This window comes from Comamonas brasiliensis, from assembly GCF_018292285.1.
GTDB classification, from domain to species: Bacteria; Pseudomonadota; Gammaproteobacteria; order Burkholderiales; family Burkholderiaceae_C; genus Comamonas; species Comamonas brasiliensis.
The window spans coordinates 904172-924411 of record NZ_JAANES010000001.1 but is presented as its reverse complement, the minus strand read 5'-3'; the positions used below and the strand labels follow the sequence as shown (position 1 = coordinate 924411).

19 protein-coding genes are annotated in these 20240 nt (G+C 64.0%); 10 read left to right on the top strand and 9 right to left on the bottom strand.

Annotation, left to right across the window (positions count from 1 at the left end):
* Positions 1-20 precede the first annotated feature (20 nt).
* The 4 genes from DJFAAGMI_RS04180 to DJFAAGMI_RS04165 are packed head-to-tail and all read right to left on the bottom strand — an operon-like array spanning position 21 to position 4126.
* The gene (locus DJFAAGMI_RS04180; protein ID WP_211456054.1) at positions 21-809 is read right to left on the bottom strand and encodes an ABC transporter permease; all 789 of its coding nucleotides are present in this window, start codon (positions 807-809) and stop codon (positions 21-23) included.
* Positions 806-1543 carry an ABC transporter ATP-binding protein gene (locus tag DJFAAGMI_RS04175; RefSeq protein ID WP_249334003.1) on the bottom strand — a complete coding sequence of 246 codons (738 nt, stop codon included), beginning with the start codon at positions 1541-1543 and terminating at the stop codon, positions 806-808. The genes DJFAAGMI_RS04180 and DJFAAGMI_RS04175 overlap by 4 nt, the downstream gene beginning before the upstream one ends.
* A gap of 25 nt (positions 1544-1568) precedes the next feature.
* Positions 1569-3035, bottom strand: a complete 1467-nt coding sequence (locus DJFAAGMI_RS04170; protein WP_211456052.1) for an acyl-CoA reductase — start codon at positions 3033-3035, stop codon at positions 1569-1571.
* Positions 3032-4126: a LuxE/PaaK family acyltransferase gene (locus tag DJFAAGMI_RS04165; protein ID WP_211456051.1), complete on the bottom strand. Its 1095-nt coding sequence runs from the start codon at positions 4124-4126 to the stop codon at positions 3032-3034. The genes DJFAAGMI_RS04170 and DJFAAGMI_RS04165 overlap by 4 nt, the downstream gene beginning before the upstream one ends.
* A gap of 473 nt (positions 4127-4599) precedes the next feature.
* Here DJFAAGMI_RS04165 and DJFAAGMI_RS04160 point away from each other — a divergent pair, with 473 nt between their 5' ends.
* On the top strand, positions 4600-6729 hold the full coding sequence (locus DJFAAGMI_RS04160; RefSeq protein ID WP_211456050.1) for a TonB-dependent receptor family protein: 2130 nt from the start codon (positions 4600-4602) through the stop codon (positions 6727-6729).
* On the opposite strand, the gene DJFAAGMI_RS04155 is transcribed toward DJFAAGMI_RS04160, so the two are convergent.
* Positions 6713-6955, bottom strand: coding sequence for a hypothetical protein (locus tag DJFAAGMI_RS04155; protein WP_211456049.1), 243 nt, complete (start codon positions 6953-6955; stop codon positions 6713-6715). The genes DJFAAGMI_RS04160 and DJFAAGMI_RS04155 overlap by 17 nt on opposite strands.
* A gap of 390 nt (positions 6956-7345) precedes the next feature.
* Here DJFAAGMI_RS04155 and DJFAAGMI_RS04150 point away from each other — a divergent pair, with 390 nt between their 5' ends.
* Genes DJFAAGMI_RS04150 through DJFAAGMI_RS04125 form a run of 6 tightly spaced genes read left to right on the top strand, consistent with a single transcriptional unit; the run spans position 7346 to position 12752 of the window.
* Entirely contained in the window at positions 7346-8095 is a 750-nt protein-coding gene (locus DJFAAGMI_RS04150; RefSeq protein ID WP_211456048.1) for an energy-coupling factor ABC transporter ATP-binding protein, read from the top strand.
* Positions 8088-8681, top strand: coding sequence for an energy-coupling factor transporter transmembrane component T family protein (locus DJFAAGMI_RS04145; RefSeq protein WP_003055722.1), 594 nt, complete (start codon positions 8088-8090; stop codon positions 8679-8681). Before DJFAAGMI_RS04150 ends, DJFAAGMI_RS04145 begins: the two co-directional genes overlap by 8 nt.
* A 10-nt stretch (positions 8682-8691) precedes the next feature.
* Entirely contained in the window at positions 8692-9285 is a 594-nt protein-coding gene (locus DJFAAGMI_RS04140; RefSeq protein WP_211456047.1) for a biotin transporter BioY, read from the top strand.
* Complete coding sequence (locus DJFAAGMI_RS04135) at positions 9282-10793, top strand: AMP-binding protein (RefSeq protein ID WP_211456046.1); 1512 nt, start codon at positions 9282-9284, stop codon at positions 10791-10793. The genes DJFAAGMI_RS04140 and DJFAAGMI_RS04135 overlap by 4 nt, the downstream gene beginning before the upstream one ends.
* 5 nt (positions 10794-10798) lie before the next feature.
* Complete coding sequence (locus DJFAAGMI_RS04130) at positions 10799-12013, top strand: acetyl-CoA C-acyltransferase (protein ID WP_211456045.1); 1215 nt, start codon at positions 10799-10801, stop codon at positions 12011-12013.
* 25 nt (positions 12014-12038) lie between these two features.
* Complete coding sequence (locus tag DJFAAGMI_RS04125; protein ID WP_419095588.1) at positions 12039-12752, top strand: nitroreductase; 714 nt, start codon at positions 12039-12041, stop codon at positions 12750-12752.
* A 238-nt stretch (positions 12753-12990) separates the two neighbouring features.
* On the opposite strand, the gene DJFAAGMI_RS04120 is transcribed toward DJFAAGMI_RS04125, so the two are convergent.
* The 4 genes from DJFAAGMI_RS04120 to DJFAAGMI_RS04105 form a co-directional block, all read right to left on the bottom strand.
* A complete protein-coding gene (locus tag DJFAAGMI_RS04120; RefSeq protein WP_211456044.1) occupies positions 12991-13791 on the bottom strand; it encodes a MetQ/NlpA family ABC transporter substrate-binding protein in 801 nt (266 codons plus the stop codon).
* Between the two features lie 203 nt (positions 13792-13994).
* On the bottom strand, positions 13995-14300 hold the full coding sequence (locus DJFAAGMI_RS04115) for a single stranded DNA-binding domain-containing protein (RefSeq protein WP_230629988.1): 306 nt from the start codon (positions 14298-14300) through the stop codon (positions 13995-13997).
* Positions 14301-14446: 146 nt separating this feature from the next.
* The gene (locus DJFAAGMI_RS04110; RefSeq protein ID WP_003055731.1) at positions 14447-15112 is read right to left on the bottom strand and encodes a methionine ABC transporter permease; all 666 of its coding nucleotides are present in this window, start codon (positions 15110-15112) and stop codon (positions 14447-14449) included.
* Positions 15113-15117: 5 nt separating this feature from the next.
* Positions 15118-16164 (bottom strand): methionine ABC transporter ATP-binding protein, encoded by a 1047-nt coding sequence (locus DJFAAGMI_RS04105; RefSeq protein WP_043372368.1) that lies wholly within the window; start codon positions 16162-16164, stop codon positions 15118-15120.
* 328 nt (positions 16165-16492) lie between these two features.
* Here DJFAAGMI_RS04105 and DJFAAGMI_RS04100 point away from each other — a divergent pair, with 328 nt between their 5' ends.
* The 3 genes from DJFAAGMI_RS04100 to DJFAAGMI_RS04090 all read left to right on the top strand — a co-directional run bounded on the left by DJFAAGMI_RS04100 (position 16493) and on the right by DJFAAGMI_RS04090 (position 20232).
* On the top strand, positions 16493-16903 hold the full coding sequence (locus DJFAAGMI_RS04100; protein WP_211456723.1) for a hypothetical protein: 411 nt from the start codon (positions 16493-16495) through the stop codon (positions 16901-16903).
* Positions 16904-17323: 420 nt separating this feature from the next.
* Positions 17324-18709, top strand: coding sequence for a DUF1329 domain-containing protein (locus DJFAAGMI_RS04095; protein WP_043004243.1), 1386 nt, complete (start codon positions 17324-17326; stop codon positions 18707-18709).
* Positions 18710-18834: 125 nt separating this feature from the next.
* Positions 18835-20232, top strand: coding sequence for a DUF1254 domain-containing protein (locus tag DJFAAGMI_RS04090; RefSeq protein ID WP_211456043.1), 1398 nt, complete (start codon positions 18835-18837; stop codon positions 20230-20232).
* Positions 20233-20240 lie beyond the last annotated feature (8 nt).

Genomic DNA, 20240 nt, shown 5'->3' with positions numbered 1-20240 from the left:
CAAATGGTTTGAAGATGCGGTCAGGCCCGGTTGCCCGACCGCGAGGTTGAAAAGTGATGGGAGCGCAGCAAATAGCGCTCCAGAACAAGACAGGCCTGGTACAGCAGCAGGCCCATGGCGGCAATCAGCACCAGCGCCGCAAACATCAGCGTGGTGTCCATCATTCCCTGGGCGGCAATGACCACGGCCCCCAGGCCCTGGCTGGCGCCCATGAACTCGGCCACCACGGTGCCGACCAGCGCCAGCACCACGGCCACGCGCAGCCCGGCCAGAATCGCGGGCAGCCCCGTCGGCAGCTTCAGGCGCAGCAAGGTCTGCATACGTGTGGCCCCCAGCATGCGAAACAGCTGCAGACGCTGGGCATCCACCTGGCGCAGGCCCGTCAATGTGTTTTCCATCAAGGGGAAAAAGCAGATCAGCGCCGTGATCAGCACCGTGGGCAGCATGCCGAAGCCGAACCAGAGCACGAACAGCGGCGCCAGAGCCAGCTTGGGCACGACCTGGCTGACCACCACATAGGGCTTGAGCACGCGCTCCAGCAGCTCGGACTCGGCCAGCGCCATACCGGACAGCAGGCCTACGGCGCTGCCTATGAGCAGGCCCAGCAGCAAGGCCTGCAAGGTCGCCCAGAGATGCGGCCAGAAATAGCCAGACGCCAGACCCGACCACAGGGACAGCGCCACTGCCGAGGGTGCAGGCAAGACCAGCGCCGACAAGCCTAATTGCCTCGCAGCCAGCTCCCACATTGCGATGACAGCTATCAAAAGCGAGGCAGACAGCCAGTGTGTTCTGTTCAGCAGGCCGCTCATGCACCACCCCGGTCCATGGATGCGCGAATGCGCGCGCAATAGTCGTTGAACGCCGCGCCATGGCGCAGGCTCTGCTGGCGCGGCTGTGGCAACTCGACGGACCAGTCATCCACGATGCGGCCACCATGCATGAGTGCAATGCGGTCACCCAGATAGACTGCCTCGTTGATGTCGTGGGTGACGAAGAGCACCGTCGTGCCATGCCGCTGGCAGGTGCGCAGCAAATCGTCCTGTAACTCTGCGCGTGTGATGGCATCCAGTGCCGCAAAAGGCTCATCGAGCAGCAGCAGCGGCGGCTCCAGAATCAGGGCGCGCGCCAGCGCCACCCGGCTCTGCTGTCCGCCCGAGAGCTGGCGCGGATAGAGCGAAGCATGTTCGGCAAGACCCAGTTGCTCCAGCAACTGCATGGCCGCCTGTTGATCCTGCAGCCCGGGCTTGCGCTGCAGCGACACGGGCAGCAGCACGTTGTCGATCACCGTATGCCAGTCCAGCAAGGTCGGCGCCTGGAACATGAAGCCCAGTTGCGGCCCTGGGGCTGCCAGTTCGCTGCCGCGCAGCAGGACTTGCCCCGACTGAGGCCTGAGCAGGCCTGCCGCCAGCTTGAGCAGCGTGGTCTTGCCGCAGCCGCTGCGCCCCAGCAGGCAGTGAAACTCTCCTGCCCCGATCTGCCAGTCCACGCCATCCACCACCGGCGCTCGCCCTGGGTAGCTGTATCGGGCCAGCTTGAACTCCATGAATGCCACGGCTGTATCCACTCCCTCAGTCCGCATAAGAGGCCAGTGGCTGGGCCGCCAGTTCAGCCGACTGCTCGATCTCAGTCATGCGCACCAGATCCAGCAGATTGAAGCGCCCGTCATGGTGCCAGCCCGCCTCGGGCATGCTCATGGAGCCGATGGCGCTGATACGCGTGACGCCAACCGCACCCAACAGCCCGGCCAGGCGGTACAGCTCTTCGGGGCTGGCCGCAATGCCGGCGGTCTGCAGATAGTCTCGCTGAGCGGCCACCACGGGCAGCACGGCATCGAGACGGTCCACGACCACCACGGCTATCGTGCGGTACAGCGCGGTCGGTACCAGGGGCTGCAGACTCTCGCTGTAGGCCACGCTCCAGGGCGCATCCACAGGCCCCAGCAGCTGGTGTGCGTCACCGCCCCACTCCATGTTCTGCTGCCAGCGGGCCAGCGCCGCCCCTTCCTCGAGATCCAGCTCGCGGCGTGCGAATCGTCGCTGCAGATTGGCAAGCTCGGCGGCCAGATAGTCGGCAAAAGCACGCGGAGAGACCGGCGCCCCACGCTGCACATAGAACACATGGGGCGAATAGCAGCCCTGCTGGTCGTAGCGCATCACGTCCCAGGCGGCCAGCCTTGCCATGCCCGGAGCCTTGAGCGTATCCAGCGCCTGCGCACCGATCAGGCCAAAGCCCAGCTTGTGGCCATGGGGCAAAAAGCGCGTCGTCACGGGCAGGCGACGACGCAGTGCATCCAGAGTCTGGTTGCCGCCGTAAGCCAGCACCGTATCGGCCTGGGCATAGAGCGCGTCGGCCTCCTCGCCGCCCGCGCCGCGCCACCAGACCACCGCCAGGCAATCGGCCAGCGGAGGGTGGACCTCGGCCAGCAGGCGTGCAAACCAGCCAGCAAACAGGGGCTCGGCACTGGCCAGCTTGCCGATCGCAGGGGCCTTGACCAGCAAGCCGCAGACCAGGCTCCACAGCGACAGCGCAGGCACGTTGCCGGCCCAGCTATGCACCAGCAGGTCCGGGCCGAAAGCGCGTACGGCCCCGCCCTTGGCTGCCGGCTGAAAGCCGTCGAGCACTGCCGGGTTGGCAAAATCCTCGGCCACGAAGCGCTTGAGCTGCGCTGCGCGGAAGGTCTTGAAAAATCCTGTCAGCCCCAGCCGCACCATATCGGCGTCATAGCCACTGACCACAGGCAGCCAGGCTTCGGCCTGCTGGCGGTAGATGTCGTTGCGATCCAGCAGGCGGGCCATCGCACGATCGACAGCATCGATGATCTCGGCCACCGGCATGGAGCGCAGATGGATGGCTGCGGCCTTGCGCACACGGCAGGCCAGTGCCTGCATCTGCGGTGCCGTCAGCACAGGCACGCTGACTTCCAGCCTCTGGCCGTCCCGGGGCTCGAAGTCCAGCGTCTGCCACTGCACTTCGTCGTCGCCGAGACCGGGCAGATAGCCAGCCTTGATCCGCTGTAGCTTGCGCTGCTCGCTCATGCGCCGGCAGCTTTCACAAACTCTTCAACCGCCAGCGAGCAGCCCTTGGCGGCAGCGCCCTCGGCGCGCCCCAGCAGCAAAAAGCCGTCTTTTTCCTGCGGGCCGGCCCACAGGCCCACATCCTCGGTCAGGATGGTGGTCACCGCGTTGTAGTTGGCCAGATCGCAATGCACGAGAATGCCGCGCTCACCAGCCGCCACGTCCCTGCCGGTGATCGGCTCGACCAGACGCGAACGGATCCAGTGCGGACCGGACTTGACCGAAGGCAGCTCCGCATTGCCATCGTCATAGAACTGGGTGCTCAGCTCCGTCATGCCATACATATTGATGCACAGACTGCGCGGCACGCCCAGCAGCTGTGAAAGCTCGGCATAGAACTCGTCAAGGGGCAGCTCGCGCGACTGCCCCTTGTAGCCGCCCGTATCCAGTATGCGGCTGCCTGCAGGCAGGTGGAAGCTGCGGCCCTGTTCACGCAGGCCATCCATGACATGGACCAGGCTGAAGCTCGCGCCCAGCAGGGCAAACGGCTGGCCGCTGCGCTCGGACTCCTCCAGCGCGGCGCACAGGGCCGGCATGTCCAGCCCTTCCGAGTTCAGGTAGTAGCGGCTGCCGGCCGAACCGAATTCGGACCGGGCAAGTGCCAGATAGTGGGCCAGCGAGGAATTGGGCATGGCCTGCTCATCGGGAAACAGAATGCCCATGGGCATGCGCTCCAGACCCTGCATGAAGCGTCGGGCGAAATAGCGCTTCATGGACAGGTCGTAGACATCGAGCTGCGGATGAAAATGACGTCCGCGCGCAGCGCGGCCTGTGGTGCCGCTGGTCATGAATACACGCTCGGCGGGCGATGGCGGCTCGCTGCGCAGCTCCATCGCCTTGAAGGCATCGATGGGCACGGCAGGGACATCGCGCCAGCTTCTGACATTGCGCAGCGTGGCACCGCGTCGCTGGCAAAAGCTGCGAAACGGAGCATTGCATTCGTACTGATAGGCGAAAAGGCGCAGGGCGAGTTGGTTGAACTGGTCGTCGGTGCAGTCATCCATTGCGATGAAAGCAAGCAGATCGGCGACCAGCGAAGCGGCCTTGTCCATGAAATTCCTTCGAGAGCGGGGACGTCATGCTCCGAAGGCTTGCTGACCATGCGAGAACGCACTGCCCTGAGGTCAGCTTGCAAGCTCTTCTTCCGCCGGTATGAACCGGGTCAAGTTCGCGGGTGTAGATCTCAGCACTGGCGTGCACCCCGGAGCGCGGCGCCATCTTACCCCAACGGCGTCGCTGCACGGAGCCCGAGCTGCCGCATGTAAGTCGCGTCACTTGTAACCTGGGGTAAGGCTCCAGCACGGGCAAGAAGGACATCTACGGCAAAAACATCAAAACACTGCTGCCCAAATACAATCGACCCAGCACTGCAAGCTGCCTGAGACCTAACCTGCCACAGCGCCGACAACGGCGCGTATGCGCCATGCCTGAAAGCGCGGCGTGTCGCAGCAATGGACTGTGTCAGCAGACGCTTGCAAATCATCCAGGGCACCGAACGCCCACCCCAAGCCCCAGAGATATTTACATGGATTTTTCGCGCCTTTGTCATCTGGCAGGCTGGCCTGTGGCCGCCGCCGGACTGCTGCTGACGGCACAGTCCGCAATGGCCCAGCAAGCCGCCACCCAGCCGGACCTGCCCCAGCTGTCCGAAGTCACCGTGCGCAGCACCTTGCAGCAGTCTGCACTGGAGCAGACCCCAGCCTCCGTCACCGTGCTCGACGGCGAGCGCATGCGCGAGCGCAATCTGCAGGTCAATCTCTCGGAGTCCCTGAGCGCCGCTCCGGGCCTGCAGCTGCAGAACCGCCAGAACTACGCGCAAGACCTGCAGCTGTCGATTCGCGGCTTTGGCGCACGCTCCACCTTCGGCGTGCGCGGCATACAGATCTACGTGGACGGCATTCCCTCCACCATGCCGGATGGCCAGGGCCAGACCAACAATATCGATATCGCCTCGCTGGAGCGCGTGGAAGTGCTGCGCGGCCCCTACTCCGCGCTCTATGGCAACGCCTCTGGCGGCGTGATCAATGCCTACACCGAACGCGGCGAGGGTGCGCCCTCGGTGGAAAGCAGCTTTGCGCTAGGCAGCGACGGCCAGAAGCGACTGGGCCTCAAGGCTCAGGGCGAAACCAACGGGATTGGCTATGTGCTCAGCGCCAGCCGTTTTCTGACCGACGGCTACCGGGCCCAGAGCGCGGCGGACAAAAACCTGTTCAACGCCCGTATCGATGTCAAGCCCGACGAATACAGCCAGCTGACCCTGGTCGCCAACCATGTGGACATCGATGCCAAGGACCCCGGCGGCATCACGCCCAAGGACTGGGCGGCAGATCCGAAGGCTGTGGCGTCCAACCCCTTGCTCTACGACTCGCGCAAAAGCGTGAAGCAGACACAGGCCGGCCTGACCTATGAGCGCCAGCTGGATGGCGGCCAGGCGCTGCGCCTCATGGCCTATGCCGGCCAACGCGAAATGATGCAGTTTCAGTCCACACCCAAGGCCTCACAGTCCGGCTACAGAGGCGGGGTGATAGGGCTCAAGCGCGACTATGGCGGCATCGATGCACGCTGGAGCGGCAAGTACGAGCTGGGCAGCGGCAGCCTGAGCCTGATTGCCGGCCTGGCTGCCAATACCGTCAGGGAAGATCGCCAGGGTTACAAGAACTTTGTCGGCAACCAACTGGGCGTGGTCGGCGAGCTGGTGCGCGACGAGCGCAATACCCTCACCAGCATCGACCCCTATCTGCAAGCCTCCTGGGCCTTCGCTCCGCGCTGGAAGCTCGATGCCGGCCTGCGCTGGAGCAATGTGCAGTTCCAGTCGCGCGACCATTTCCTGGCTGACAAAGACGATAGCGGCAATGCCGGATTCCATAAGCTGCTGCCGGTGGTTTCGCTGCAGCACGAGCTCAACCAGGACACCAATGTCTATGCCTCGCTGGGTCGCGGCATGGAAACACCGACCTTCAACGAGATCTCGTACCGCCCCGATCTGGTGGGCGGCCTGAACTTCGGCCTCAAGCCTGCGGTATCGACCAGTGCCGAGCTGGGCATCAAGCAACGTTTCAACCTGGCCGGCCTGCGCGGCGACTGGTCTGCCGCGCTGTTCCAGACCCAGACCGACAATGAAATCGTGGTGGCCAGCAACGACAGTGGCCGCGCCTCTTATCAGAACGCCGGCAAAACCCGCCGCCGCGGCATGGAGCTGAGCGGCAGCACCTGGCTGATGCCCCAGCTGCGCCTGAACGGCGCGCTGACGCTGCTCGACGCCAGCCTGCGCAGCGGCTATTGCGACAGCAAGGGCCAGGACTGCATTCCCGCCGGCAACCGCATCGCCGGCACGGCCAGGCATCTGGGCTACCTGGGGCTGGAATGGCTTCCCGCCACCGACTGGCGCGTGGGTCTGGACTGGCGCCATGTGGGCCGAATTGCCGCCGACGACAAAAACCAGGTCTATGCCCCCAGCTACAACGTGGCCAGCCTGAGCGTGGGCTACACCCGGCGCCTGGGTGCCTGGAAGCTCAGTGCTTTTGCCCGCGTAGACAATCTGACCGACAAGAACTATGTGGGCTCGGTCATCGTCAACGAAGGCAACGGACGCTATTACGAGCCGGCCCCGGGGCGCCAATGGATGGCCGGAACCAGCCTCAGCTACCAGTTCTAGGCAGGTCATCCGCATAGTCGGACAGCAGCAAGCGGGCCCGGTGCCCGCTTTTTTCATGTCCGGACAGATCAAGGACGATTTTCAGAAAAATATTTGGTGCCTGCAAACTGCCTGTTTGAGCCCGAAAGCCGCCAATCCCGTGCCGGTTTGCACGCCTGACAATAGACACCTGCAGCAGGCTTGCCCTCACCAACCCTGCAAGCCACGTCAAAACAAGGCTATCCACGGCCAATATCGTGGATTCTCAAGCCGACGCTCATGCAGATTGAGCGGAGTTAGCCCCTGAAGCAGACATGAACGGCACACAGAAAATCTTCACTCTGCAACACGCTGCCATCAGGCGTGCAACTGCCACGAAATGCGGGGCAAACGGCAACAGGCGGCCATCCCAGGTAAAGAAATCATTTCTTATAGAAAATTCACATAAAAAGAGCTCAGATGGCGGACTTTTGAAAGCAAATTCACAGCGCTAGAATCCGCCACCAACGCTGCCTCGCATGTTTGAAGCCGGGGCAGGTTTCAGATTCCCTCGTATGTCAGCTCTTTTCGTTTTTTGCCATCCACATCCCGGCCCGGCTCCTTGCAGCCCTGCCGTTCCCGCAGCAGGAGCCGGCGCATGAGCGATGGTTTGCAGAGCCTGGCCCCGCAAGGCGTGCAGCTGGTCGACATACGGTTGCAGCGCGGCCAGACCCAGGTGTTCGACGGCCTGAACCTGAGCCTGACGCAAAAGCGCATCGGCGTGATCGGCAACAACGGCGCGGGCAAGTCCAGCCTGTTCCGCCTGCTTTGCGGGCTCGATCTAGCTCAGGCCGGACAGGTGCTGGTGGATGGCATGCCCTTGCTGCAGGCGCGCCAGAACCGGCCGGGCCTTGTCGGCCTGATGTTCCAGAACCCGGACGATCAGATCATCTTCCCCACCGTGGAGGAAGAACTGGCGCTGGGGCTGCGCCCCCAGGGCCTGAACAGGCAGCAGGCCAGAGCCAGGGCGCGCGAGCTGCTGGCCGCACGCGGTCTGGCCCACTGGGCCGAGCGAGCCGTCAGCAGCCTGAGCCAGGGCCAGCGCCAGCTCGTGTGCTGGCTCTCGCTGCTGATTGCCGCCCCCCATCTGCTGCTGCTGGACGAGCCCTTTGCCAGCCTGGACCTGCCCGGTCAGGCCCGTCTGGCCCAGGATATCGCCGCCGCACCGCAACAGGTGCTGGTCTCCACCCATGTGCTCGATCATGTGCGCGACTTCGAACGCGTGATCTGGCTGGAGCAGGGCCGGCTGCGCGGCGACGGCCCGGGCCGCGACATCTGCGGCGCCTACGAGACTTCCGTGCGGGAGCAGCTGATGCAGAAAACCTCCCACGGAGACCTGCATGGGTAGCCTCTACAGCGAAGTTGCGACCTGGCTGCACCGCTGGTCGGCCGGCCTCAAGCTCCTGCTGCTGGCGGTTTTTGGCACGCTGCTGTTCCTGATAGCCAGCCCCTGGGTGCTGGCGGGCTGCGGCGCAGCCTGCTTGCTGCTCTGGATATCGCTGGGCCAGGCCACCCAGGTGGCACGCCGGCTGATGCGCTCGGTCATCGTCGCGGCGCTGCTGGTGGCGGGCTTTCATGTGCTGATGGGCAATCCGGTGCTGGCGGCCGTCAGCAGCCTTCGGCTGGTCTGCGCCTCCACCCTGGGCATTGTGCTGACCGTGACCACTCGCCCCAGCGATCTCGTCGAGGTGCTGGAATGGCTGCTGGCCCCTCTGGCCCGCCTGGGCATCCCCACCGAGCGCGTGGCCATGCAGCTTGCGCTGATGCTGCGCTTTACCGAGCATTTCTTTGTGCAATGGAAAAAGCTGGACGAAGCATACCGGCTGCGCACCGGCAAAAGCGGCGGCCTGCGCCTGATTGCACCGCTGACGATTCATATGCTGCAGGCCACGCGCCGTGTGGCCGACGCCCTCTGGGCAAGACTTGGCTTCTAGGAGACTGTTGATGACCACCACTCCCTCTCACACCGTATCGCGCGGCGGCGCACGCTCCATGGCCCAGGTATCGCTGTTCGCGGCGCTGATGGCCGTGATGGGCCTGATTCCCAAGATCGACCTGCCGTTCGGCGTGCCCATCACCATCCAGTCGCTGGGCGTGATGCTGGCCGGCGTCATGCTCGGCCCCTGGCGCGGCATGCAATCCATGGCGCTGTTTCTCGCGGCCGTGGCCGTGGGCCTGCCGCTGCTGTCAGGCGGCCGCGGCGGCATCGGCGTCTTCATGGCACCTTCCGCCGGCTATCTGATCGGCTATGCGCTGGCCGCCGCAGTGACAGGCGCCATCATGGCCGCCCTGCCGCAAAGCACGCCACGCCGCGCGGCGCTGAGCGCCTTCATCGCCTCCGTGCTCGGCGGCTTGCTGTGTCTGCACGCCTTTGGCGTGCTGGGCCTGATGCTGATCGCCAAGATGAGCCTGAGTCAGGCTTTTGCCGTGACGCTGGCCTTTGTGCCCGGCGACTTCATCAAATGCATTCTCTGCGCCCTGATTGTTCACACCGTGGCACGCGGTCTGCCTGACTGGCGCTTTGGCGGTCGCCGATGAAGGCGCTGTCCGCTGCCGCGCCGCTGCAAGGCTTCTGGCAACTGGTGCATGGCCCGCTGGCCCATTGGGCGCAGCACCGACCCGATGTGGTGGCCTTGCAGAGCGAGGCCGACTCCTGGACCTTTAGCCGGCTGCACGCGGAGGTCGAACTGCGCTCGGCACGCCTGGTGGCGCAACGCGCGCCGCAGATGCTGCTGCTGGATGCCAGCCGCTCCACGCTGGAGCGACTGGTGGACTTTCTGGCCGTGATCCGCAGCGGCCGCTGCGCGGCGGTCGCCGACCCCGACTGGCAACCGGCCGTGCGCCAGCGCATTGAAGGCTGGCTGCCCGGGCAGCTCAGCGAGCTGGAATCGGCAGCACCGACAGCCGCCTTCTATACCGGCTTCACCTCGGGCAGCACCGGCCTGCCCAAGGGCTTCAAACGCCACCATCTGTCGTGGACGGAGAGCTTTCGCGTCGGCCTGCAGGATTTCGGCCCCGTCGTCGCTCAGCGCACGCTGGCACCAGGGCGCATCTCGCACTCGCTGTTTCTGTTCGGGGCCATGCAAGGCATCTGGTATGGCTGCGGCGCCGTCATGCAGGAAAAGTTCTCTGCCTCGCGCTGTCTCGCAACCCTGGCGGGCGGCGATACGCCCTGCCTTGTCGCCGTGCCCAGCCAGTTGCTGCTGATGCTGCAATGGGCGGAGCATCGGCAGCTCGCACCGATTCCCGAGGTCGAACTGATCACCATCAGCGGCGCGCGCTGGATGCGCGCCCACACGCCGGCGCTGCGCGCCCTGTTCCCCAAGGCCCGCATCATCGAGTTCTACGGCGCCTCCGAGGCCAGTTTTGTGGCCTGGATGGATGCCGACGAAGCCAGCGGCCCGCAGGCGGTGGGCAGGCCATTCAGCAATGTGGAGCTATCCATTCGCCCCACCGGCAACGACGCCGCCGAGAATGCGCTGGCCGAGCATGGCACCAGCCACGCCAGCGACGGTCTGATCTATATCCGCAGTCCCATGCTGTTCATGGACTATGTGGGCGATGCCCATGACGCCACGGCCGTGCTGCGCGATGGCGACTGGCTGTCCGTGCGCGACATGGGGCATATCGACGAACGCGGCATGCTGTGCCTGGCAGGACGCCAGAGCCGCATGATCGTCACCCAGGGCAAGAACCTGTTTCCCGAGGAAGTGGAGAACCTGCTGGCCAGCCACCCGGCGATTGCCCAGGTTTCGCTGCACGGTCAGGCCGATGCGCTGCGCGGTCTGCAGGTACACGCGGTGCTGCAATGGAGGCCGCAGACCGAGACGCCTTCGGCCCTGGAGCTGAACCAGTGGCTGCGCGAGCGCACCGAAGCCTTCAAGGTGCCGCGCCAGTGGTGGATCTGCGAGCACTGGCCGCAGACAGCCAGCGGCAAGACCGACCACGGCCAACTGGCCCAGGCCCTGCGCGCCCGGATGACAGCGCCTGCCGATGCTGACATATCCCCTGCCCAGCTCCCCGCATTGCGGCCATGGCAGAGTTGAGGCCCATGCCAAGCAAGACTCCCATCATTGCCTGGGCCCGCAGCCCGGTGGCTCCGATCGGCTCGGCCCTGGCTCGGCTCAGTCCCCATGAGCTGGGCCGGCCGCTGCTGCTGTCACTGCTGCAGCAAAGCGGCTTGCCGGCCAATGCCGTGGACGCAGTCGTCATCGGCAACGCCCTGGGCGCTGGCGGCAACCCGGCACGCATGCTGGCACTGGCCGCAGGCCTGCCCGACGGCTGCGCCGCGCACACCATCGATACCCAGTGCTGCTCGGGCCTGGATGCGGTGGCCATGGCTGTGGGTCTGCTGCAATCAGGTCAGGCCGAGGTGGTGATTGCCGGCGGCATTGAGGCCTGGAGCCGCGCCCCTATTCGCCAGACCCGCCCGCTGCACCCCGGCGAGCAAGCCCAGAGCTACGAGCGCCCGCCATTTGCCCCCGATCCCGAGCGCGATCCCGATATGTTGCAATCGGCTGCCGACTATGCGCTCACGCATGGCTTCAGCCGCAGTCAGCAGGAGCAGTATGCGCTGCTGAGCCACAACCGGGCCCTGGCCGCCCAGGCGCAGCTCGCCCCCGAAATCGTGGCTGTGGCAGGACTTGCGGCCGATGCCTATCCGCGTGCGCTGCAGCCCGCACGTGCCGCGCGCATGCCGGTGCTGGCCCGGGGCAGCTATGAGGGTGCGAGTGCCGACGAAATCACGGCCCACGCCCTCAGCCCCCTGACCGTCTCTGCAAAGGCCGATGGTGCGGCCCTGCTTTTGCTGGCCACGCCCGAGGCCTGCGCCCGCTGGAATCTGCAGCCCCGCGCACAATGGCTGGCCAGCGCCAGCGTGGGCGCCGCGCCGGAAACACCGCTGCTGGCCGCGATTGCGGCAGCGCAGATGGCGCTGGCCAGGGGCAGCCAGGCATTGGCAAGCCCACAGCTGAAGGCACAGGATCTGTCGGTAATCGAACTGCACGATGCCTTTGCCGTGCAAGGCCTGGCTTTTTGCGCCGCCATGGGCCTGGCTCCCGAGCAGATCAACAGCGCGGGCGGCGGCCTGGCGCGCGGCCACCCGATCGGCGCGTCAGGCGCGATTGCGCTGGTGCGCTGCCTGGCCCAGCTTGAGTATCAGGCCCAGTCCTCGACAGCCAGGGCCGCACTCGGCCTGGCGGCCATTGCCGGAGCCGGCGGCATCGGCGCAGCAACCCTGGTGCAATGGCTGCAAGCCGCCCCTTGAATTCATTTTTGATAGCTACCACCCCATGTCCAGCAAAGGTTCAACCGCCACAGCACTTGAAAGCATCGACCTGCCGGCAGGCATGGCAATGATGCAGCAGCGCCGCTCCACACGTGCTTTCCTGCCCGAAGCCGTGCCAGATGCGCTGCTGCATCAGTTGCTGATGACGGCGCGCCAGGCGCCCAGCGGCGGCAATCTGCAGCCCGGCCAGCTGATCGCAGTGCGCGGCAAGCTGCGCGAGCAACTGACCACCGCCCTGCTGCAGGACGTTGAAAGCCAGGTGCCCGAATGCGAGGACTACGCCTACTTTCCGCGTCCCATGCCCATGCAGCTGCGCAAGCGCCAGGTGGCTTCGGCCCAGGCGCTTTACAGCGCCCTGGGCGTGGCGCGCGACGACCGCGCCGGACGCGAAGCGCAGTTTGCGCGCAACTACCGCTTCTTCGATGCGCCCGTGGCGCTGGTCGTCACCATCGACGCCCATTACGGCCCCGGCGGCTATATGGACCTGGGCATGACGCTCTACGGCCTGCAACTGGCAGCCGCCGCCATGGGCCTGGGCAGCTGCGCCATCGGCGCCCTGGCCTCGTATCCGGCCACCGTGCGCCGTGTGCTGGGCCTGGCCGACAGCAAGCACATCGTCTGCGGCCTGGCCCTGGGCTGGGCCGACGAGTCCGCCCCCGTCAACCAGACGCGCACGAGCCGTGCCCCTATCGCCGAGTGGTTTCAGACTCTTGAATAAAGGAGCTGCCAGCGCCATCCAGTAAAGGATTTCAGGTTGTTTTTTACCTGAAAACCAATGATAACAAGCGCTAGCAGCTATGCAATAGAGAGCAATAAAAAAGCGCTGCAAGTGCAGCGCTGGGTTCGATGCCCGCCAAACAGGCTCCACCCCATCAAGGAGACAGCCAGCAATTGCCGCCGTGCAGCGAGGCTGTCGCCCCCTTGAGGGCGCCGGCGCAAAGCGCCTCAGGAGGTCATCAGAACGCCGGGAAGACCGAGCCCTTGAATTCCTTGTCGATGAACTGGCGCACCTCGTCGGAGTGATAGGACTTGATCAGCTGGGCGACCCAGGGCTGGTTCTTGTCGGCATCGCGCACCACCATGATGTTCACATAGGGGTTCTTGGCCGACTCCAGCGCAATCGCATCCTTCTTGGGATTCAGACCGGCAGAGATCGCGAAATTGGTGTTGACGGTGGAGGCCTCCAGGTCGTCCAGCGAACGTGGCAGCTGGGCCGCATCCAGCTCGACAAACTTGAGCTTCTTGGGGTTGGAGACCACATCCAGAGGTGTGGCCTTCAGGCCCGCGCCCTCCTTGAGCTTGATCAGACCCTGGGTCTGCAGCAGCAGCAGCGCGCGGCCGCCATTGGTGGGGTCGTTGGGAATGCCGAACTTGGCGCCCGTGGACAGCTCGGACAAGGCCTTGATCTTCTTGGAATAGATGCCAATGGGGAAATTCACCGTGTCGGCCACCCAGCTGATCTTGTAGCCGCGATCCTTGATCTGGGCATCCAGATAGGGACGGTGCTGGTAGCTGTTGGCATCCAGATCGCCGGCGGCCAGTGCCGCATTGGGCTGGACATAGTCGCCGAACTCGATGACCTTGAGGTTCAGGCCGTTCTTGGCGGCGACCTTCTTCACCACTTCCATGATCTGCGCGTGAGGACCGGCGGTCACGCCGATCTTGATGGTCTTGTCCTGGGCCTGGGCAGCAAAGCCCAGCGTGGCCGCAGCAGCCACGGCCAATGTGGTGCGCAAAAGCGAGCGCTTGTTCAACATGCAGATTCCTTGTACGGAAGATTGAGAGTGGCTAAGACTGTAGCGCCAGTTTCAGGTGCCCGAGCGCTGTTTCTTAGACAGATTGCTCAGATGCAAACTACGGATTGCCATGCAAGCCCGGATGCACTGAATGCCGCGGGCCAAGCGCCCACAAAAAAGCCCGCTCCTTCACGGTAGCGGGCTTGTATGGCGCGGTGCGGCCATCAGAGGTCGGACATCGAGGGCGCAGCCAGCACCTGCTGGGCCACCACGTCGAGCACGGCGTGGGACTCGTCCTGCCTGTCGATCCAGACCTTGGGCGTGAAGCTGCCGCGCAGGGCAATCGCATCGCCTTCGGAGAGACTGCGCAGTACGGCGCAAGGTGCATTGTCGAAAGCGACGATATTCACGGGGATCGAGGAGCCGTCGCCTGCGTTGGCCCGCATGCGGGCCACCATATAGGGGCGGCGGTTGCGGTCTACGCGACTCTCGGGAACGCCGGTGAGTCGGCCGGTTATCAAACCATCCATCATTTGCTGTTATCTACCCAGAAAAAATCATGGCCACCCTTGATCAAGAGCGGCCTTTCAAAAAATCTTGAACCTGCATTTTAGAGGGGACGGCCTGTTTCCGGGCAGCACCCCTTTTCTTAATTTTTGGTAATGTGCACCGCGGCTCAGCGATGGCTCAGGCGTCGCACGGCCCAGTCGCCCAGGCTTTGAATGGCCTGCACAAAGAAGATCAGAATGATCACCACGACCAGCATCACGTCGGGCAAGAAGCGCTGGTAGCCGTAGCGGATACCCAGATCGCCCAGGCCGCCGCCGCCAATGGCGCCCGCCATGGCCGAGTAGCCGGTCAGGCTGACGAAGCTGATGGTCAGGCCCGCGACGATGCCGGGCAGCGCCTCTGGCAGCAGCACCTTCCAGACGATCTGACCGGTGGTTGCGCCCATGGACTGGGCCGCTTCGATCAGGCCGCCATCGACCTCGCGCAAGGCGGTTTCCACCAGACGGGCCACAAACGGCGCCGCCGCAATCGTCAGCGGCACCACGGCCGCCCAGGTGCCAATGGAGGAGCCCGTGATCAGACGCGTCAGCGGAATGATGGCCACCAGCAAGATGATGAAGGGGGTGGAGCGCAGCGCATTCACGATCCAGCCAACGACCTTGTTGGCCGGGCCGTTCTGCAAGATGCCGCCATGGTCGGTCAGGCGCAGGAAGACGCCCAGGGGGATGCCGATCAGACCGCCGATCAGGCCCGAGATGCCGACCATGATCAGCGTCTCCCAGAAGGAATCCAGCAGCAGCTGGAGCATCATTTCCGAAAAATTCTCAAACATCGCTCTCAATCCTTGCTGGACACGATCTGCACTTGCACACCGCTGGCACGCAGGTGCTCCACGGCCGCGTCAATCTTGGCGGCCTCGCCGCTGGCGTACACCGCCAGCGAGCCAAAGGTCTGCTCCTGGATCTCGTCGATCTGGCCGTGCAGAATCGACAGATCCAGACCCAGCTCGCGAATCAGGTGCGACAAAATGGGCTGATAGGCGCTCTCGCCCGCATAGGACAGGCGCAGCAGTTGGCCTTGCTGGCCGGGCTGCAGCTGGGCCGCCAACTGGTTCACGCGCTTCATCACCGACTCGGGCAGTTGCTGGGGCACGATTTCGTCGATCAGGCTCTTGGTGATCGTCTGCTGAGGGCGGGTGAAGACGTCGATCACGGGCCCCAGCTCGGCAATCTCGCCGCCGTCGATCACGGCAACGCGGTCGGCGATCTGCTTGATCACCAGCATCTGGTGGGTGATCAGCACCACGGTCACGCCCAGCTCGCGGTTGACCTTGCGCAGCAGATCCAGAATGGAGCGCGTGGTTTCGGGATCCAGCGCCGAAGTGGCTTCGTCGCTGAGCAGCACCTTGGGATTGCTGGCCAGTGCCCGGGCAATGCCCACGCGCTGTTTCTGGCCGCCGGAAATCTGGGCCGGATAGCGGTCGGCCAGATGGTCCAGGCCCACCAGCTCCAGCAGCGGCGTCACGCGCTGGTAAATCTCGTCCTTGGAAACACCGGCCAGCTCCAGCGGCAGGGCCACGTTGTCATACACGGTACGCGAGGACAGCAGATTGAAGTGCTGGAACACCATGCCGATGTCGCGGCGCGCGGCGCGCAGCTCGCCATCGGACAGCTGCATGAGGTCACGTCCGTTGACGATGACCTTGCCTTCCGTGGGGCGGTTGAGCAGGTTCAGGCAGCGCACCAGCGAGCTTTTGCCCGCGCCGGAGCGGCCGATGATGCCGAACACCTCGCCCGAGGCGATTTCCAGATTGATGCCACGCAAGGCGTGCACCGGGCCCTTGGGGCCTTGGTATGTCAGGGATAAATCCCGAATTTCTATCATGAAAAATATCGCAAATCACGCATGAACAATGCGTTTGACGCTATAAAAAGTGATTATTCCCATCCCAACTGCAGCGCTGCCGGGCAGCGGTCAATGCAGGCTTTCGTTCTGGTAGATGCCGGCAGATCAAGCCAGCCTACTTTTAGTAGTAACCCTCAATAATGCCTGAGTCTAGGCAAACCTGAGAGCAACTGGGACAAGTGAATTCACTTATGGCGCCGCCAGCAAGCCAGCAAATGCCGGTCTTGCCCGGGCCTGCCCCCACTGGCGGCACGACATCGCAGGCCTTAGCATGCTTGCATCTGCCCCTGGTTTTCTCTGCCGCCCTATGCAGCCGCCCCCTCTGCCCATCCGCGTTGAATGCCCGCCCGGCGCCTGCGACTGCCGGCGCGAGCAGCTGCTGAGCACGCCGGATGCGGATCTGCGCATTCTGCAGCTCACGCGCGAGGAAGAGAAAAAGCTGCTGCAGCGCCTGGAGAGCATCAGCAGCCTGGTCGATCTCGAGCATATGCAGCAGCGCATTCACGCGCTCCTGGGCCTGGAGATACGTATCACCCCCGGCAACAACGAGGTCCGCACCATGCGCGGCATCCAGATCGAGCTCGGCGAACTGCCGGGTCTATGCCGCAAAACACGTCAGAGCATTCCCGCCGCGATCCGAAAGGGGCTCGAGCGCAAGCCCGAGATTGCCTGGGCCCTGCTGGATGCGCATGACCTGTTTGGCATGCCCGGCAGCTGATTCCAGCACGGACAAGGCCTGACAACAAAGCAGGCACTTCGCCACCTGGGTCTTCAGACAACGCTAGTCCTTGCGGCCTACGTCGCCCGGCCCATGGCGGCCTTTCGCTTTCAAAAGCAGTACGCCCGATATCCCTCGAGCGCATTTTCATCTTGGTTTTCCCGAGGTCGGATGCCATAGGTTTTCCCTTACCCGAGCGGGTCAACGCAGGGCTGGAGCGGCAGTCTGTCTCTGAGGTGACTTCGCTAGGCCTTAGGGGCTAGTCCAAACGAGCGATGGTGAGCCGCAAAGCTCGCTTGAACATTGAATTCATCGACAGGCGTCAAGTCAGCGACTAGCTGACCTGGACTAGACCTTGGCCCGATTCGCGGGCAGATCGATAGTGCAAATGCTGCACACATACATCTTTGAGGATTCGTGATGGAAAGCAACCTGAGCTACCGCGCCCTGATCGCGCTGACCGTGACCAGCGTCATGGCTGGTGCAGCCGCCGCCAAAGGCAGCCCCGAAGAAATTGAAAAGCTGGGCAAGTCCTTGACCTGTATCGGTGCCGAAAAGGCCGGCACCGCCAGCGGCGTACCCGAATACACGGGCAAGTGGCTGGGAACGCCGCCTGGAATTCAGTACACGCCGCATGCAGGCCAGCACCCGGTGGACCCCTATGCCAATGAAAAGCCCCTGTTCTCCATCACGGCCGAGAATGTTGCCAAGTACGCCGCCAATCTGACCGAAGGCCAGAAGGCCATGTTTGCGCGCTACCCCAAGACTTTCAGCATTCCCGTCTATCCGGGTCACCGCGACTTCCGCTATCCGGACTTTGCCTGTGCCTCGGCCAAAGCCAATGCGCAGAACGCCGTGATCAGCGCCGACGGAATGGGCGCCGACAACGCGGTCAAGGGGGCCATACCGTTCCCCTTCCCCAAGACCGGCATGGAGCTGGCCTTCAACAACCTGTTTCCGCTGCGCTCGTTCACCGAACACACACTGCGTGACAACGCCTACGTGATGCAGGATGGCTCCACCGTCTTCGGCCGCGCCGACAACCGCAGCATGAGCTTGCTGAACTCCCCCGAGCAGGCCGGCAAGCCGCTGGAAGGCACCATGGCCCAGGGCATGAATGCGGTCAAGCTGCCCGAGCGCGAAAAAGGCGGGGTCAGCGTCAGCCGTGAGCCGGTCAACTTCGGCAAGGACAAGCGTCTGGGCTGGAGCTATGACCCGGGCACACGCCGGGTGCGCCAGATCCCCGAGTACGGCTTTGACCAGCCCATGGGCGGCGGCGTGGGCGCCAAGATGACGATTGACTCCGACCGTCTCTTCAATGGCTCGCCCGAGCGCTACAACTGGAAGAATCTGGGCAAGAAGGAAATCTACATTCCCGCCAATGCGTACAAGATTCACGCCAATACCGTGAAGTACGCCGATCTGCTCAAGCCCGGCCATGCCAACCCCGACTACATGCGCTATGAACTGCGCCGCGTCTGGGTGCTGGAAGCCACGCTCAAGGAAGGCTATCGCCATCTCTATGGCAAGCGCGTGCTTTTCCTTGACGAAGACACCGGCCACGCCGTGATGAGCGACTTCTACGATGCACGCGGCAACCTGTGGCAGCAAGGCCTCATCAATTACTACTACGCGTTCGACTCCAACGCCTGGCATGCAGGCACGGCCTTCTACCACGACCTGATCGGCGGCGGCTATGTGGCCTACAACCTGTTCCAGGAACGCCCCAAGGGGCCCGTGCTCAACAAGGGAGACATGAATCCCTCCATGTTCACCCCTGAAGCCACGCGCAACGCCGGCACCTGAGAGCGGCTTGCTCTCCCATTCGCCGCTGACACGCGCTGCATGCGGTGCTCGCCGCAGAGAGACCCGGGCCGGGACGAAAAAGCCACCGGCCCCGGTCATCACCACCACCACACCATTTCAATCACATGTCAAAGTTGAACCGCGCCGGGCTGCGCGCCATGGCGGCTGCGGCATTGGGCCTTTGCCTGGGCATGGCCCATGCCCAGACGCCCGCGGCCACCGAAGACCAGGCTCTGGACAGCCTGATCCGCGAGGCCATGCTCTATGCCTACCCTTATCAGGAATTCATGAAAATGCGGCATGAAGCCCTGGAGGTCAAGGACTCCCCCACCGCCACCACGCTCAACCACTTCCGCCACTCGCGCCACCTGGCCACGCCCAAGGACCGCTGGGCCAACGGCCCGATTCGCGACACCTTCTACTCCACCGCCTGGCTGGATCTCGAAAAGTCTCCCCTGGTGCTGTCCCTGCCCGAAACCCATGGCCGCTACTACGTGATCGCCATGATTGGCGCAGACCTCAATACCTTCTCCTACGTCGGCCGGCGCATTGGCGGCACCAAGGCACGCAAGGTAGCCCTGGTCGGCCCGCGCTGGAGCGGCAAGATCCCTCAGGTCGACCAGATCGTGCGTGCGCCCACGCGGGATGTCTATCTGAATCTGCGTGTACTGGTCACCGGTGAAGATGACCTCAAGACGGCCCATGCCGTGCAGGATGGCTTTCGCATGGAGCCTGTGCTCAGGACCGACCCAGACAGTCCGCAGCTCAAGCCGCAAGCCCAGGACTGGAGCCGCTTTGTCGATGTGAGCAATGAGGCACTGGCACGCAACCCGCCGCCCGGCACGGAACACGCGCTGCTGCAGCGCTTTGCCAGCGTGGGCATCTGTGGCAAGGCCTGCAGCTGGGACAAGCTGCCCGAGGCCGTGCGGCAGCGCTGGCTGAGCCTGGCGCCCGAGATCGAGAAAAACGAACTCAAGAATCGCCTGAATGCCGATCGCAAGACGGCTGACCCCAGGCGCAGAAACGGCTGGACCCCTTATCGCCTGCCAGATGGCTTTGGCAACAACTACGCCATGCGTGCCCAGTCGGCCGCCATGTCGGGCGGCATCCTCGGCCTGGAGGCTGCGGAAGCCACCTACTTTGCCGCCAGCGTCGACGGCAACGACCAGGCACTGGGCGAGGGCCGAGCCTATCGCCTGCATTTGCCCCAAGGTCGTCTGCCCGCAGATGCCTTCTGGTCCGTCTCGCTCTATGAATTCGTGACCGGCGGCCAATACATGGTGGACAACCCCATCAACCGCTACTCCATTGGCGACCGCACCAAGGGCATGAAGTTCAACGCCGACGGCAGCCTGGACATCTGGTTGCAACCCACGGACCCGGGCCCTGAAAAGCGTGCCAACTGGCTGCCCACACCCGAGAAGAACCTGTTCTATCTGATGGCCCGCGCCTACCAGCCCTGGCCAGAGGTGCTGGATCCTTCGTGGATTCTGGAGCCGGTGCAACGGATCAACGCCCAATGAATGCAGTG

Excerpts from the sequence above, each read along its gene's own strand:
- DJFAAGMI_RS04120 (WP_211456044.1), bottom strand. The coding sequence starts at position 13,791 with ATGTTGAACAAGCGCTCGCTTTTGCGCACCACATTGGCCGTGGCTGCT.
- DJFAAGMI_RS04160 (WP_211456050.1), top strand. The coding sequence starts at position 4,600 with ATGGATTTTTCGCGCCTTTGTCATCTGGCAGGCTGGCCTGTGGCCGCC.
- DJFAAGMI_RS04170 (WP_211456052.1), bottom strand. The coding sequence starts at position 3,035 with ATGAGCGAGCAGCGCAAGCTACAGCGGATCAAGGCTGGCTATCTGCCC.
- DJFAAGMI_RS04100 (WP_211456723.1), top strand. The coding sequence starts at position 16,493 with ATGCAGCCGCCCCCTCTGCCCATCCGCGTTGAATGCCCGCCCGGCGCC.
- DJFAAGMI_RS04150 (WP_211456048.1), top strand. The coding sequence starts at position 7,346 with ATGAGCGATGGTTTGCAGAGCCTGGCCCCGCAAGGCGTGCAGCTGGTC.
- DJFAAGMI_RS04140 (WP_211456047.1), top strand. The coding sequence starts at position 8,692 with ATGACCACCACTCCCTCTCACACCGTATCGCGCGGCGGCGCACGCTCC.
- DJFAAGMI_RS04130 (WP_211456045.1), top strand. The coding sequence starts at position 10,799 with ATGCCAAGCAAGACTCCCATCATTGCCTGGGCCCGCAGCCCGGTGGCT.
- DJFAAGMI_RS04135 (WP_211456046.1), top strand. The coding sequence starts at position 9,282 with ATGAAGGCGCTGTCCGCTGCCGCGCCGCTGCAAGGCTTCTGGCAACTG.
- DJFAAGMI_RS04175 (WP_249334003.1), bottom strand. The coding sequence starts at position 1,543 with ATGGAGTTCAAGCTGGCCCGATACAGCTACCCAGGGCGAGCGCCGGTG.
- DJFAAGMI_RS04115 (WP_230629988.1), bottom strand. The coding sequence starts at position 14,300 with ATGGATGGTTTGATAACCGGCCGACTCACCGGCGTTCCCGAGAGTCGC.
- DJFAAGMI_RS04165 (WP_211456051.1), bottom strand. The coding sequence starts at position 4,126 with ATGGACAAGGCCGCTTCGCTGGTCGCCGATCTGCTTGCTTTCATCGCA.
- DJFAAGMI_RS04125 (WP_419095588.1), top strand. The coding sequence starts at position 12,039 with ATGTCCAGCAAAGGTTCAACCGCCACAGCACTTGAAAGCATCGACCTG.
- DJFAAGMI_RS04105 (WP_043372368.1), bottom strand. The coding sequence starts at position 16,164 with ATGATAGAAATTCGGGATTTATCCCTGACATACCAAGGCCCCAAGGGC.
- DJFAAGMI_RS04090 (WP_211456043.1), top strand. The coding sequence starts at position 18,835 with ATGTCAAAGTTGAACCGCGCCGGGCTGCGCGCCATGGCGGCTGCGGCA.
- DJFAAGMI_RS04145 (WP_003055722.1), top strand. The coding sequence starts at position 8,088 with ATGGGTAGCCTCTACAGCGAAGTTGCGACCTGGCTGCACCGCTGGTCG.
- DJFAAGMI_RS04180 (WP_211456054.1), bottom strand. The coding sequence starts at position 809 with ATGAGCGGCCTGCTGAACAGAACACACTGGCTGTCTGCCTCGCTTTTG.
- DJFAAGMI_RS04110 (WP_003055731.1), bottom strand. The coding sequence starts at position 15,112 with ATGTTTGAGAATTTTTCGGAAATGATGCTCCAGCTGCTGCTGGATTCC.
- DJFAAGMI_RS04095 (WP_043004243.1), top strand. The coding sequence starts at position 17,324 with ATGGAAAGCAACCTGAGCTACCGCGCCCTGATCGCGCTGACCGTGACC.